This window comes from Ancylobacter sp. IITR112 (assembly GCF_041415945.1).
GTDB lineage: Bacteria > Pseudomonadota > Alphaproteobacteria > Rhizobiales > Xanthobacteraceae > Ancylobacter.
Window position 1 is genome coordinate 2,689,706 of the sequence record NZ_JBGCUS010000001.1, and the last position, 14,968, is coordinate 2,704,673.

9 protein-coding genes are annotated in these 14,968 nt (G+C 72.5%); all 9 read right to left on the bottom strand.

What is annotated here, in order from left to right:
- Window positions 1-31: 31 nt before the first annotated feature.
- Window positions 32-3,454, bottom strand: coding sequence for a double-strand break repair helicase AddA (gene addA, locus AAC979_RS12885; RefSeq protein ID WP_371347277.1), 3,423 nt, complete (start codon window positions 3,452-3,454; stop codon window positions 32-34).
- Window positions 3,451-6,519 carry a double-strand break repair protein AddB gene (gene addB, locus AAC979_RS12890; protein WP_371347278.1) on the bottom strand — a complete coding sequence of 1,023 codons (3,069 nt, stop codon included), beginning with the start codon at window positions 6,517-6,519 and terminating at the stop codon, window positions 3,451-3,453. Before addB ends, addA begins: the two co-directional genes overlap by 4 nt.
- Window positions 6,520-6,549: 30 nt before the next feature.
- Window positions 6,550-7,269 carry a nucleotidyltransferase family protein gene (locus AAC979_RS12895; protein WP_371347279.1) on the bottom strand — a complete coding sequence of 240 codons (720 nt, stop codon included), beginning with the start codon at window positions 7,267-7,269 and terminating at the stop codon, window positions 6,550-6,552.
- A complete protein-coding gene (gene tsaE, locus AAC979_RS12900) occupies window positions 7,266-8,975 on the bottom strand; it encodes a tRNA (adenosine(37)-N6)-threonylcarbamoyltransferase complex ATPase subunit type 1 TsaE (protein ID WP_371347280.1) in 1,710 nt (569 codons plus the stop codon). Before tsaE ends, AAC979_RS12895 begins: the two co-directional genes overlap by 4 nt.
- Window positions 8,976-8,979: 4 nt before the next feature.
- Complete coding sequence (locus AAC979_RS12905) at window positions 8,980-11,568, bottom strand: ATP-binding protein (protein ID WP_371347281.1); 2,589 nt, start codon at window positions 11,566-11,568, stop codon at window positions 8,980-8,982.
- 135 nt (window positions 11,569-11,703) lie between these two features.
- Window positions 11,704-12,681 (bottom strand): cysteine synthase A, encoded by a 978-nt coding sequence (gene cysK, locus AAC979_RS12910; protein ID WP_371347282.1) that lies wholly within the window; start codon window positions 12,679-12,681, stop codon window positions 11,704-11,706.
- Between the two features lie 116 nt (window positions 12,682-12,797).
- Window positions 12,798-13,241 (bottom strand): Rrf2 family transcriptional regulator, encoded by a 444-nt coding sequence (locus AAC979_RS12915; protein WP_371347283.1) that lies wholly within the window; start codon window positions 13,239-13,241, stop codon window positions 12,798-12,800.
- A gap of 9 nt (window positions 13,242-13,250) precedes the next feature.
- On the bottom strand, window positions 13,251-13,724 hold the full coding sequence (gene dut, locus AAC979_RS12920; protein WP_371347284.1) for a dUTP diphosphatase: 474 nt from the start codon (window positions 13,722-13,724) through the stop codon (window positions 13,251-13,253).
- Window positions 13,721-14,950: a bifunctional phosphopantothenoylcysteine decarboxylase/phosphopantothenate--cysteine ligase CoaBC gene (gene coaBC, locus AAC979_RS12925; RefSeq protein WP_371347285.1), complete on the bottom strand. Its 1,230-nt coding sequence runs from the start codon at window positions 14,948-14,950 to the stop codon at window positions 13,721-13,723. The genes dut and coaBC overlap by 4 nt, the downstream gene beginning before the upstream one ends.
- Window positions 14,951-14,968 lie beyond the last annotated feature (18 nt).

A 14,968-nucleotide genomic window follows, 5' to 3' on the forward strand; every position in this document is an offset into this window, starting at 1 on the left:
GGTATCCGCCCCCCTGTGCGTCAAGGCAGCGTCACCCCAACGTGACTCTTTCCACCGCCCTCTCCAGCGTCGCGCCGTCGAGCGTGTGCACGAGAGGGCCGGCGGTGTAGACCAGCAATGCCCGCACAGGCTTGCCTGGGAATAGCTTGGCGAGAAGCCGGGCATAGAGCGCGACCTGGCGGATATGCGCCGGCGGCATGGCTGATGCGGCGCGCGGCACATGCCGGTCGGTCTTGAAGTCGGCGAGCAGCACCAGCCCCTCTGTCACGCTCAGCCGGTCGATGCGGCCGGAAACCGGGGTGCCGTCCTCCAGTTCACCGGCCAGCGGCACCTCGGCGAGGCTTCCGGGCGCGAACAGCGCGGCGAGTTCCGGCAGAGCGAGCGTCGCCAGCGCCTCGGCGAGCAGTTCCTCGCGCGCGGCCTCCGGCCAGTCGGTGCTCGACGCCAGCAGCCGCCGGCCGGGCTCCGCGCGCGCCCCGTCCGGCAGCGGCGCCAGCGCCGCCATCAGCCGGTGCAAGAGGTCGCCGCGTTCCAGCGCGCGGGCGGCATCGCCGGTGGGCGCGGGGCCAAAGACATCGGCGCCGGAGGGGCGAAGGCTCGCCGGTGCCAGCGTCTCGCGCACCGGCCGGGCCAGCGCCCGTGCCAGCGTGCGCTCACCTTCGCGCATCTCCGCTTCGTCGGGCGACGGCACGGCCGCGGACGGCGCGGCAAGCGGGCTCGCCGCACCCCGCTCGCGCCAGCGCAGCACCGTGCCGGCGAAACCGGCGGCGGGGGCCTCCACCGCCTCCGGTTCCAGCGCGCCACGCACGAGATCATACCAGCAATCAGCGGGGCGCTGGCGGGCGCCATCCGCCCCGCACAGCACCAGCGCGGTCTCGGCGCGGGTCAGCGCGACATAGAGCAGGCGGCGATATTCGTCCTGCTGCCCGTCGTCGCCACGCTGGCGGGCGGCGGCCATGGCCGGCGTGTCGCCCTTCTTGGCCGGAGCGTGCAGCGCGACGCGGCGCCCGTCGGCCAGTTCCACGCGCAGCAGCCCGGCGCTGCGGCGGGTCATCGGGCCCGACGTGGTGTCGGCGAGGAGGACATAGGGCGCCTCCAGCCCCTTGGCGCCGTGCACGGTCATCACCCGCACCTCGTCGCGCCCGGCCTCCATGTCGCGCTTGGCCTCGGCACCACCGCGCCGCAGGAAGGCCAAGAATCCCGCGAGCGAGGGCGCTTCCAGGCTTTCATAGGACCGCGCCAGCGCCAGCATCTCGTCGAGCGCGTCCGCCGCTTCCGGCCCCAGCCGGGCGAGCATGGCGGCGCGTCCGCGCTCGCGCCCGAGCACGCGGGTGTAGAAATCGAACGGCCGCAACCGCCGCGCCTCGTCGCGCAGCCGCGCCAGCCTCATCGCGGCGGCGCGCCATTTCGGGTTTTCCCCGGCGCGGGCGTTCAGCGCGTCTTCCAGCAGCCCATCGCGACCGGGCGCCAGCTTCATGAGATCATGATCATCGAAGCCGAAAAGCGGGCTCTTCAGCACGCTGGCCAGTGCCAGCTCGTCATCACGCGCCAGCAGCGCGTCGCCCAGCGCCATCAGGTCCATGACAGCGATATGCTCGGCCACCACCAGCCGGTCGGCGCCGGCCACCTCCACCCGCGCCTGTTTCAGCTCGCGGATGATCGAGGTGAACAGCCCGTCGCGCCGGCGCACGAGGATGAGGAAATCGCCGGGCCGTGCCGGGCGGGTGCCGTGGCGGCCGGTGACGGGGAAGCCTTCGCGGATGCGGGCGGCGATATGGGCGGCGATCTTCTTCGCCAGCCGCCCCTTGGGATCGTCGGCGCCGGGCGCGTCGAGCGGGCGCTGCCAGGCGTCGACATCCACCTTCTCGCTCGGCGCTTCCGGCTCCCACATCTCCACCAGCGCCGGCAGCGCGGCGTGGATCGGCGCATGCACCGGGGGCTTGGCCTCGGCGGAAAGCCCGCGATAGGAGGCCTCGCGGCCGAACACCGCGTCCACCGCTTCGAGAATGCCCGGCGCCGAGCGGAAGGAGTGCTGCAATTCCACATGCACGAAGCCTTCGCCGCCCGCCGCCTCGAATTCGCGCCGCACCGTGTCGAAGCGGCGCGGATCGGCGCCCTGGAAGGAGAAGATCGACTGCTTCTCGTCGCCGACCACGAACAGCGTGCGCGGCAGTTGGCGGTCCTCGCGCGCGCCCTCGCCGGCGAAGAACTCCGCCACCAGCGGGCGGATCACCTCCCATTGCTCCGGGCTGGTGTCCTGTGCCTCGTCCAGCAGCACATGGTCGATGCCCTGGTCGAGCTTGTAGTGCACCCAGGCCGAGGCGCCCGACGCCAGCAGCCGGCGGGCGGCATCGACCAGATCGGCGAAGTCGAGCACGCCGCGCGCCGCCTTGGCGCGCTCATAGCGCCGCGCCGCCTCGCGGCCGAGGATCAGCACCGCCCGGCTGCGCTCGAAGGCGCGGGCCGCCGCGAGTTCGCGCGCCAGCGGGGCGATGCGGTCGCGCTCGGCGAGAAGCTGGGGGTATTTCGCCCGCGCCGCCGCATTGCCGAACTGCCCGTCGGAATAAGCTTCGCCGTCCTCCTTTAGGAACACGCCGGCATAGGTGTCGGCCACCGCCTCTTCCGGCGCCAGCGCCGCCGCCCGCAGCCCCTGCCCGCGTTTGGCGCAATTGCCGCCTTCCAGCAGCAGCGCTTCCGCCAGCCCCAGCCACGCGCCGCGCGGGATCAGCGCCGCCTCGATGATCGCGCGCTCGATGTCGGCGGCGGCGATGGGCGCGTCGAGCCCGACGGCGCGGGCGAGGTCGTCCTCGCTCGCCGCCAGCGCTCGCGCGTCGGCGACCAGTTCCCTGAGCAGGTCGTTGATGCCGGCATCGGAGGTCTGCCCGACGATCAGCGCCAGCGCCTGGCCGAGGTCGCTCTCGGGGGCGCCGGCGGCGTGCAGCACCACGTCCGCCCGCACCCGGGCCAGCAGTTCCAGCCGCGCCGCTTCCTCCAACTCGCCGAAGCCGGCGGGGACGCCGGCCTCGAAGGGGAAGGCGTGCAGCAGCGCGCCGCAAAAGGCGTGGATGGTCTGGATTTTCAGCCCGCCCGGCGTTTCCAGCGCCTGCGCGAACAGCCGCCGCGCCTGCGCCCGGCGCAGAGGGCCGGGCGCGCCGCCATCGGTGCGGACGATCTCGGCGTCGAGCGCGTCGTCGTCCAGCGTGGTCCAGCGCCGCAATTCGCCGAGCACGCGGTTGGCCATGTTGGCCGCCGCCGCCTTGGTATAGGTGAGGCAGAGAATGCGCCCCGGCTTCACCCCGCGCATCAACAGGCGGATCACCCGCCGCGCCAGCACATGGGTCTTGCCGGAGCCGGCATTGGCCGAAACCCAGGCGGAAAGCAGCGGGTCGGAGGCGGAGGTCTGCAGCACGGTGGCCGCCCGCAGCGCGCCGGGGGCGAGGTCGGTCCCGCTCATTCCTCGCCCTCCCCGCCGGTGGACCATTCCTTGGCCCGCGCCAGATGGTCGTAATCGCCATAGCGCCCGCCGAACATCGGCCGCGCCAGCGAGGCATAGCCGCGCGCGGGGTTCTCGAAGGCGGCGATCAGCGTCTGCAGCCGCGCCAGCGTGTCGGCCGCGAGGCCGGCGGCGGTCGTCTCCTTGTCCACCGCGTTCACCTCCTTCACCTCGGCCGTGCCGAGCCTGACATAGGCGAGGCCGGCCGCCTCCTCGCCAGGCACGTCGGGGAAGCAGCCGGCCGCCGCCATCGCCGCTTCCAGCGGCAGTTGCGGGGAATAATGCACCGCCGTCTGCTTGGCCGTCGGCACGGCGCCGGTCTTGAAGTCGAGGATCGCCAACCCGCCGTCAGTGAGTTGCTCGATGCGGTCGGCGCGGCCGGTCAGGGTGAAGCGCCCGCCGGCGAGCGGCAGCCGCCCATATTTCTCGGCGAAGACGCGCCGTGTCCGGGTGCGGCGGGCCCGCTCCCAGCCGATGAGGCGCGGCACCAGCCGCTCGAACCGCGCCCACCACAACGCGTGCTCGGCGGGAAAGCGCTCCAGCGGCGCGAAGGCGCGCCGGCCGAAGGCGAGCAGCGCCGCCTCCGCTTCCTCGGGCAACCCCTCAGGATAAGCCTGCGCGAAGGTGCCGAGCGCGTCGTGAATGGCGCTGCCGCGCTCGCCAGCGCCCGGCGCCTCGTCCAGACCGTCGAGCGGGGAAAGGCCCAGCACGTGGCGGGCATAGATGGTGTAGGGGTCGCGCAGCCAGGTCTCAATCTCGGTGACGCTGAGTTGGCGCGGCCTCAGTTCCAGCGGCGGCGCCGGTTCCGGCCGGGCGATGCGGGCGGCGGGCGGCTCTTCCTCGATGAAGCCGGCGAGGCGGCGGAAGCGGTCGCCGCGCGCAATCGCCGCGCGCCAGCGCGCCTCCCCGCTCACCGCCGCCAGCCGCTGCAGAAAACGCGAGGGCACGGTCGGCGCCCCGCCGAGCTTGCGCGGATAGGACAGCACCAGCTCCGGCGCGCCGCAGCCCTGGGCGAAATCGTGGGCGGAAAGGCCGATGCGCCGCTCCGGCGCCTCCAGCCCCAGCGCGGCGCGCATCGGCCGGCTGAGCCACGGGTCGGCGCGCACCGCGTTCGGCCAGGTCTGTTCGACCAGCCCGGCCAGCACCACGCGGTCGACGCCGACGAGGCGGGCTTCCAGCGGCCCCAGAATGCGCAGCCGCGCGCCGGGCACCAGCGGCGGGCGCACCGGCTGGCTGGACAGCAGCAGCACCAGCGCGGCGGCGTAATCCGCCAGCGTCATATCAGGCGCATGGGCGGCGCCCTCGCCCAGCGCCTCGAAGGCACGGGCGAGCTCAGTCAGCGCCGTCGCCTCGGCGGGCGAGTCGATCTCGGGGCCTGTGGCCTCCGGCCCGTTCCACGCGGCGGCGATGGCGGCGCGGTGTGCCTCCAGCAGAGCCGCGAAGGGGTGCTCGCCCTCCCCCAGCGCCAGCAGCGGGGCAAGGGCGCCGGCGAGGCGGCCCGCCAGCGCCTCGGCCAGCGCGCGGCGCTCCTCGCCCAGCCGGGCGCGGGGGTCGCGCGGGTGGAAATCGGACGGGTTGAACCCGGCCACCGCCTCGGTCAGCCCGTCCCCACCCGGTGCCGGGCGCGGCCCGCGCAGCACCATCATTTCCAGCGCGTCGGCACCGGCGTCGAGGCTGGCGCGGTCCAGCCCGAAGCGGGCGAGCGGGTGGCGCAGCAAAGCGGAAAGCGGCAGCGGCGCCAGCGCGTCGCGGCAGGCATCCGCCACCAGCCGGGCAAAGCGCCCCGGGCCGCTCTCGGACAGTGGCTCGCCGGCGGAATCGTCGATGGCGACCTCGAAGCGCAGCAATTCCGCCGCCACACGCCGGGCGAGGTCGCGGTCGGGAGTAATCAGCGCGCCGGTGCGGCCGGGAGCCTCCAGCACCTCGCGCAGGGCGAGGGCGATGGCGAGCGCCTCCTCCCGCGCATCCTCCGCCTCGATCACGCTCACCTGCGCCAGCGCGGCGTCGAGGGCGGCGGGGTTCAGCCGCTCGGCCAGCGTCGCCCATTGCTCGGTGGAGTCGACCGGGCGCAACGCTTCCGACAGCAGCCGCTCGCGGCCGTGAGCGGCCGGCGGGGCGAGTTCGCGCACCGCCGCGCGGGTGACGCGCATATGCCGCTCAAGCAGCAAGGCGAGGCCATATTGCGGGTGGCTCGGCGCGCCCTCCTCCCGCGTCAGCGCGTCCCAGGAAGGCCCGTCGAGCGTCATGTCGAGCCCCGGCAGCACCACGGCGCCGCGCGGCAGATGCGCCACCGTCGCCAAGAGCCGGGCGGTGGCCGGCATGGAGCCGGTCGAGCCGGCGGCGATCACCGGGCCGCCCGCGGGCAGGCTCGCCAGCCGCGCCGCCTCGGCGGCGATCAGCCGGTCGCGCCGCACCGCCGCATCCACCTGACCCTGTTCCTCCAGGAAGCCCGGCCAGAAGGCGCGGGCGATCTTGAGGAAGTCGAGCGCCATGTCCCAGTAGCGGTCATGTTCGCCGGGCACCAGCGTGTCCAGCCGCTCCCACGGCACTTCCTGCGCCGCCATCTCGTCGATCAGCCGCGCCAGCTCGTCGGCGAGGGCGAATTCCGCCCCGGGCCCAGCGGCGACGGCGGTGCGCCCGTCATCGCCCGCCAGCGCCCGCCGCCACAGCCGGATCAGGCTCGCCAGCGCCAGCCGGCGGGTGGTGGTCGGCACGGCGCGCGGCGGGTCGGTGACGATCTCGGCAAAGGCCAGCGCATCCTCGTCGACATCGCCGACCGGGACGATGCGCGGCAGCAGCGTCACCCCCGCGCCCATGCGCTGGCGCAGCGCCTCGGCCATGAGGCGCCCGGCGCGGCGGGTCGGCAGATAGACGGTGGCGGTGGCAAGAAGCAGCGGATCGCCACGCGGGGCGAAGCCCTCCACCAGCACGCCGTCGAGCAGCGCGTCGGCGAGGACAGCCACAAAGGGCGCCGAGGGCGGAATGGTGAACAGCCGCGGGTCGCGGCGCGGGGCGTCCGCGCTCATCCGCGCGCTCCCTGCGGTGCGGGCACGGCGTCAGTCCTTGGAACGCGCAATGGCTTCCTCGGCCTCGGCGATGGCTTCCGGCGTGCCGACATGCATCCACACCCCTTCCATGCGCTGGCCGAACAGCCGCCCCGCCTCGGCGGCGCGGCGGAACAGCCGGCTGAGCGAGAACGCCCCTTCCGGCGCGTCGCGGAAGATCGCGGGAGAGACCACCGCCGCCCCCGCATAGACGAAGGGCACGGTCAGCCGCTCCGGGCGCGGCGTCAACCGGCCGAGCCCGTCCATAAGGAAATCCCCGCGTCCATCATAGCCGATCGAGGCCGCCGCCGAGGCGAGCAGCAGGCAGATGTCCATCTCCTGTGCATCGAAGCGGGCGGCGAGGCTGCGCAGATTGGGGCGGATGCCCTCGATCCATACCGTGTCGGCGTTCATCACGAAGAACGGCGCGTCGCCCAGCAAGGGCAGCGCCTTGCGGATGCCGCCGCCGGTTTCCAGCAATTCGCCGCGCTCGTCGGAGAGCAGGATCTCCGGGCGGGTGCGCCGGGCGAGATGGCGCTGCAGCAGGTCGGCATGGGCGTGGAGATTGACCACGGCGGTGGTTACGCCGGCGTCCGCCAGGCTGTCGAGCGCGAAGTCGATCATCGCCCGCCCGCCGACCTCGACCAGCGGCTTGGGCAGGCGATCGGTGATCGGGCGCATGCGCGTGCCGAGGCCGGCGGCGAGCACCATGGCGGTGGTGATGTCGGTCATGAACGGCCGGATTCGTTCGGCGGAGGGGATGCGGGAGATGTGGAAGCGGACGGCGTGGAAGCGGACGGCGTCGAGCCAGAAGGCGTGGCGGCGGCAGGCGCGACCCTCACCGGGAACACGGCCGGGCGCACGCCGGGCGGCAGGCGCGAGGCACCGGGCGCGGTCACATGGTCCTTGTACCAGCTCGCCAGCCCGCCGAGTTCGGGAAAGGCGAGGCAGCGCTGCAGATAGGTCCAGATGCGCGGCAGGTGCTTGAGATAGACCGGCTTGCGGTCGCGCTGGTTCAGCCGGGTGAAGATGCCGAGAATCTTGGTCGCCCGCTGCGCGCCCATCACCGCATAGGACGCGGCGAACGCCTTGGTGTCGAAGCCGGGATCGGCGGTGCGGCGCGCCTTCACATAGCGCGAAAGCAAGGCGAGTTCGAGCGCCTCGGGCACGTCAACGCGCGCATCCTGCGCCAGCGAGACGAGGTCATAGGCTGGCGGGCCCATCACCGCGTCCTGGAAATCCAGAAGGCCGATCCGCGCCAGCCCGCTGCGCTGGGGCAGCCACATCAGATTGGGCGAATGATAGTCGCGCAGCACCCAGACCGGCTTCTGCGCCAGCGAGGGCGCCAGCGCCGCCGCCCAGAGCTGGCCGAAGGAGCGGCGGGCATCGGCGGAAAGCCGGTTGCCGGAATGCGGCAGGTACCAGTCGAGCAGCAGCTCGACCTCGATCAGCAGCGCGTCGAGGTCATAGGGCGGAATCACATGGTCGAGCCCGGTGGTGACGGCGACGGTGGCGGTCAAATCCTGCCCGTGCAGCGCCGCCAGAACGTCCACAGCCAGCTCATAGCGTTCGGGCACCGGCGCCGGCGGGGTGCCCTCCAGCACGCCCTCATGGCCGAGATCCTCGATCACCAGTAGCCCGGCATCGAGATCGCCGCCATAGATGGCCGGCGCCGAGAAGCCGCGCGCCCGGAGCGCCCGCGCCATGGCGACAAAGGGCCTCACATCCTCGGCGAGATGGGCGATGGCGCTGTAGGGCTTGCCGCCGCGCACCGGCGGCCCGTCCGGCCGGCGCGGCGCGTTCATCAGCACGGCGTTGCGCTTGGCGCCGATCAGCCGCTCATAGGTGCGGGAGGAGGCGTCGCCCTGCAGGAAGCGCCGCTGCGCCGGGCCGAAGCCGACCTGGTCGATCAGCGCGCGGATCGCCTTCATGCGGTAGAGCGCGCCGGCCATGCGGCCATAGCCGAACAGCCGCACCCGGCGCATCTTCTCCGCGCCCTCGCTGGGCAGGGTGATGTGCACTTCCATCCGGTCGGGCCGCAGCACCGCGCCCTCGGCGCGCTCGGCCCATTCCACCAGCGTCACCGCGCCATCGGTCTCCTCGCTCCAGCCGAGTTCATCGAGTTCGGAGGAATCGCCGAGCCGGTAGAGATCAGCATGCACCACGCGGTGGCGCGGCAGATCATAGGTCTGCATCAGGGTGAAGGTCGGGCTCGGCACGTCGAGAGCGGGGTTGCCCGCCAGTTCGCGGATGATGGCGCGCGCCAGCGTGGTCTTGCCGGCGCCGAGATCGCCGCCGAGCGTGACGAGATCGCCCGGCCGCAGCAGCGCGGCGAGGTCCATGGCGAGACGGCCGGTGGCGGTCTCGTCCGGCAGCACCACGTCCCAATGCGCCACCGGCGAGGTGGGAACGGCGCCCGTGTTGCGGCTCTCGATCATCGCCCTACTCCGCCGCGTCCCGGCCGGCATCCGCCGCGCGCGGGAAGGTGCAGGTCACCAGCGTGCCCCCGCCCGGCGCCGCGCCGAGACTTACCGTACCGCCATGCAGCGCCACGAGCGAGCGGACGATGGACAGGCCGAGCCCGACCCCGCGATGGCGCGAGCCGGCGGTGTGGCTTTCGAAACGGTCGAACACCCGCGCGCCGATTTCCGGCGGAATGCCCGGGCCGCGGTCGCGCACGCGGAACACCACCTTGTCGTCGTGCCGCTCGGCCGACAGCGTGACGGTGGAGCCTTCGGGGGCGAAGCCGACGGCATTGGAGAGCAGGTTGTAGAGCACCTGCCGCACCCGCTTGGCATCGGCGCGGAAGGTGCCGGCGGCGGGCGGCAGCTCGATGGAGAGGCGGATATCACCCTCGGCGAGGCGGTCGCGCACCCCTTCCGCCGCCGCCTCCATCGCCGCCCGCAGATCGACCTCGGCGAGTTCCAGCGTCATCGCGCCGGCGTCGATGGTGGCGAGGTCGAGAATGTCGTTGATGATGGCGAGCAGCGCGGCGCTACTCTCGGTGATGTGGTTCACATAGGCGCGCTGCTTGGGGTTGAGCGGTCCGATGCCGGTGTCGTCCAGCAACTGGGCGAAGCCGATGATCGTCGTCAGCGGCGAGCGCAGCTCGTAGGAGACATGGCCGACAAAGGTGCTCTTGAGGTGGTCGGCCGCCACCAGCGCCTCGTTGCGCTCCACCAGCGCGCGCTCGACATGCACGCTGTCGGTGATGTCGCGCAGCGTCACCAGCGTGCCGCCATCCGGCAGCGGCTGGGTGGAACCGTCGAGCACGAGGCCGTCGCTGCGCTCCAGCCGGAATTCGGTCGGCACCCGCGCCTCGATACCGGTGACGGCGGCGCGCAGCTTCGACCACACCGCGGCGTCGGCGGTCAGCCGGCGGCAGGCCTCCGCCACCGCGTCGATATGCGGATGGGCGCCGAGCGCGGCCTTGTCGAGGTTCCACAGCCGGCGGAAGGCGGAATTGGACAGGCCGAGCCGCCCGTCGCTGCCGAACACCGCCACCGCCTCGGCCAGTGCGTCCAGCGTCTCGCTCTGGATGCGGGTCAGCGAGTTGAACCGGCTTTCCAGCGCCAGACGCTCGGTGACTTCGTCGAACAGATAGGTGACGCCGCCTTCCGGATTGGGGGCGGTGACGACGCGCAGCGTGCGCCCGCCCGGCAGGTGCCACCAATGTTCGCGCGGCTCGATGGCGCGGTAGGCGGCGTGCAGATCCTCGCGCCAGACGCGGAAATCCGCCTGTTCCGGCAGGCGCCGCGCCGCGCGCAGCCGGTCGAGCACCGCGCCGTCGGTCGGGCGGTCGTCGAGAAAGGCGGCGTCGAGCTCGAACAGGCTGGCATAGGCGGCATTGTGGAACACCAGCCGCTGATCCTTGCCGAAAATGGCCACAGCGGTGGCGAGCTGGTCCAGCGTGCGGCGATGGGCGCCGACGACATGGGCGAGTTCGGCCCGCACCGTCTCCGCCTCGGTGGCGTCGAGCGCGATGCCGGCCGCGCCGCCGCCAACCGGCACTTCCAGCACGTCGCGCACCTGCCGCGTGCCGGCGATCACGACAGGCATACGCGCCTTGAACGGCAGGCTGGCTTCATGCGCCTTCTGCGCCTTGGCCCGGCTCTGCTGGTCGAGCAGCCAGAGGTCGCGCGCCGCCGCGTCATGCGGGTCGCGCGCTTCCACCGCATGGGCATAGGCGGCATTGCTCCAGCGCAGCTTGCCGTCCTCGCCGCCGACCCAGACGGGGGCGGGCAGCGCGTCGAGCAGCGCGCGCAGCGCCGTGCTCTCGTCGTCGAGGGCGCGATAGGCGACTTCGAGCCGCGCCTGGTCGAGCCGCACGCCGGTGATGTCGCGCAGGCGCAGCACCACGGCGGAGCCGACAGGGCGGCCTTCCGCCTCGACGAAGCGGCCATCCTGCGTCGCCAGCGTGGCGGTGAGCGGGGTGCCGCGCGCCCGCAGCCGGTCCACCGCCGCCTCGATCTCGCCTGCCGCCGCCGGCGCCAGCCAGGAACCGAAGGCGAGGATGCGGGCCGGGGCGGCGACGCCGGTGAAAGCGGGGGTGTTGCCGATGATCTCCGGCTCGGCGGCGGGGTCGCGCCAGACGATGACGATCTGCGGCTCGGCCATCAGCAGCGCGCGCGCCTCGTCGATCTGCGCTTCCAGCCGGGCGATCTCGCCATAGGCTTCCGCCTCGCGCAGCAGCGACTGCCGGCGGTAGCGCAGATGCACGATGGCGGTGGTGGCGGCGAAGACGATGAGGCCGACGACAAGGGCGAGGCCGATCAGCGCGCTCGGGTCCTGCACCGCCAGCACGGCGAAGACGCCCTCGCCCGCCGGCTGGGCCAGCGCCGGGCGCCCGGAAAGGACAAGATCGGCAAGGGCAAGACTGGCGGGGGCAAGACCGGCAAGGGCGCGAGCGACAGGGCCGAGGTCGGCACCGGCCCGCGCCGTGCGCCAGCACCACGGGCGCGGCGCACGGGCGGCACGCGCCGCACGGCGCCAGCCGTCTTCCCTCCCGCCGCTGTCGGCCGGATGCGCCATCCGCGCCCGTCTCCCCCTCGCCGACTGCCGAAATCCCGCCGGCGCCCCGCGCCAGGCGGAGCACCGAATCATCGCGACTTTAGCGAAGCCGGACGGGCTCTAGAAGGGCTGGGCCCGGCATACACAGGGGGAGGCTCAAAGTCCCTCGAACAGGGCGGTAGACAGATAGCGCTCGGCGAAGGAGGGAATGATCACCACGATGGTCTTGCCCTCATTCTCCGGCCGCGCGCCCACTTCCAGCGCCGCGGCGATGGCCGCGCCGGAGGAGATGCCGACCGGGATGCCTTCCAGCCGGGCGATGGCGCGGGCGGTCTCGAACGCGGTCTGGTTGCCGACCGTCACCACCTCGTCGATGACCGAGCGGTCGAGCACGTCGGGCACGAAGCCGGCGCCGATGCCCTGGATCTTGTGCGGGCCGGGCTGGCCGCCGGACAGCACCGGGCTGTCCTCCGGCTCCACCGCCACCATGCGCAGGCCCGGCTTGCGGGGTTTGAGCACCTGGCCGAGGCCGGTGATGGTGCCGCCGGTGCCGACGCCGGAAATGACGATATCGACCGCGCCGTCGGTGTCGTTCCAGATCTCTTCCGCCGTGGTGCGCCGGTGCACCGCCGGGTTGGCCGGGTTGCGGAACTGCTGGGGAATGATGGCGTCGGGGAGTTCCTTCACCAGCTCTTCCGCCCGCGCCACCGCGCCGCGCATGCCCTGCGCCGCCGGGGTGAGCACCAGTTCGGCGCCGAGCAGCGCCAGCATCTTGCGCCGTTCCACCGACATGGACTCCGGCATGACCAGAATCAGCCGGTAGCCGCGCGCGGCGGCGACGAAGGCCAGCGCGATGCCGGTATTGCCCGAGGTCGGCTCGACCAGCACGGTGCCGGCCTTGATGACGCCCGCCTCTTCCAGCGCCTCGATCATGGAGACACCGATGCGGTCCTTGACCGAAGCGATCGGGTTGAAGAATTCGAGCTTGGCGAGGATGCGCGCCTTCACCCCCCGCTCGGCGGGCAGCCGGTTGAGCTGCACCAGCGGGGTATCGCCGATCGTCTCGGTGATGGAGGAATAGACGCGCCCGCGCCCGGGCTTGGCGGCGGTCTTGTTCGGAGCGGTGTCGGCCATGGGTGCCTCCAGCAAGCGGGCCGGCTCATGGCACGGCCCGTCATTGGCGAATTGCTTTCGCTGGCAGCGCTACCATATTCACGTTGCCAAGTCGAGAAAACAAATTTTAAACAAAATTAAATTGTGAAATCTATGCCTTCCGGCAGCCCCTTGCGCAGCGTGTTCTGCGCGGCGGCGCGGCAGAGGTCTTCCACCGTCACCCCGTCCAGCGCCGTCTCGAAGGCGCGCTCGGCCTCGGCCACCGCCGGCTGGACGATGTCGCGCACCAGCGGCGGGAAGCCTTCCAGCGCCTCCTCGGCTTCCGCCTCGACCACCCGGACCACTTCGGCCACGGTGATGCGCCGCCGCTCGCGGGCAAGTTCATAGCCCCCACGCGGACCGCGCACGCCCTTGAGCACGCCGGCATGAACGAGGGCCTGCAGCACCGGCTCCAGATGGCGCGGCGGCAATTCGTGGCGCGCGGCAAGCGCCTTGGCCGCCACCGGTGCGCCACGGGCATGCAGCGCCACGTCGACGACGGCGGCGATGGCGAGAAGGCTTTTATCGGAGAGGCGCGGCATGGCTCTTGGCTAGCGCGATATTTGCCGGCCGTCGAGCCCTGTGGAGCCAAATCCACCATCGCCGCGCGTTGTTTCGTCGAAATCCCCGGTCTCGACCAGATGAATCCGCGTCACCGGCGCCACCACCATCTGGGCGATGCGCTGGCCGCGCTCCAGCACCACCGGCTCGGTGCCGAGATTGACCAGGATCACCTTCACCTCGCCGCGATAGTCGCAATCGACGGTGCCCGGCGCGTTCAGCACCGTCAGCCCCTGTTTCAGCGCCAGCCCGGAGCGCGGGCGCACCTGCGCCTCGAAGCCTTCCGGCAAGGCGAGCGCCAGCCCGGTCGGCACCGCCGCGCGGGCGAACGGGGCGAGCGTCAGCGCCTCGCCCTCGGGCAGCGCCGCCATCAGATCGAGCCCGGCCGCGCCTGGCGTCGCATAGGCGGGAAGCGGCAGGCCCTCGCCATGGGGCAGCACGCGGACAGTGACAGAAAGGCTCACGGGGAGGTCTCCGGCTGGTCGAGCGAGGCGGCGATGCGGGCAACGAGGCGCTCGGCCACCGCGCCCTTGGAGGCGGTCGGCCAGGCTTCCACCCCGGCGGCGGTAATCAGATGCACAGCGTTGCTGTCACCGCCCATTACCCCACCGGCAATGCCGCTGCGGGCGGAGACATCATTGGCGAGGATCCAGTCGCAGCCCTTGCGGGCGCGCTTGGCCTGCGCATAGGCCACCACATTCTGCGTCTCCGCCGCGAAGCCGATCACGAGGCGCGGCCGCCCCTCGCCGCGATGGGCGATGGTGGCGAGAATGTCGGGGTTCTCGATCAGCGCCAGCGGCGGCAGGGCGCCGCCATCCTTCTTCATCTTCTCGCCCGCCTCGCTGGCCGCGCGCCAGTCGGCCACGGCGGCGGCGAAGATGGCGATATCGGCCGGAAGCGCCGCTTCCACCGCCGCCAGCATCTCGCGCGCGCTCTCGACGCGGCGGACATCGACGCCGAAGGGGTCGGGCAGGTTGACCGGCCCGCTCACCAGCGTCACCCGCGCCCCGGCCCGCGCGGCCGCGGCGGCGATGGCATGGCCCTGCTTGCCGGAGGAACGGTTGGCGATGTAGCGCACCGGGTCGATCGGCTCATGCGTCGGGCCGGAGGTCACCAGCACATGCCGGCCGGTGAGCGGGCCCTCTCCGGCCAGCAGCCGCGCGGCGGCGTCGGCGATCTCCAGCGGCTCGGCCATGCGGCCCGGCCCGTCCTCGCCGCGCTCGGCCATGGCCCCGGCATTCGGCCCGACAAAGCGCACCCCGTCGGCGGCGAGCTGCGCGGCGTTGCGGCGTGTGGCGGGGTTCGCCCACATGGCGGGGTTCATCGCCGGGGCGAGCAGGACGGGGCGGGTATTCGCCAGCAGCACGGCGGAAGCGAGGTCATCGGCAAGGCCATGCGCCATCTTCGCCATCAGATCGGCGGTGGCGGGGGCGACGAGGACGAGGTCGGCCTCGCGCGACAGGCGGATATGGCCGACATCCTGCTCCGCCTCGCGGTCGAACAGTTCGGTGAACACCGTGTCGTGGGAAAGCGCGCCGGCCGCCAGCGGGGTGATGAAATGCTGCGCGGCGGATGTCATCACCACCCGCACCGCCGCGCCGCGCTCCTTCAGCCGGCGGATCAGGTCGAGGCTCTTATAGGCGGCGATGCCGCCGCCGATGATGAGCAGGATGCGCGGTGTGGCGAGCATGGCGTTTCCCGAAGGCCC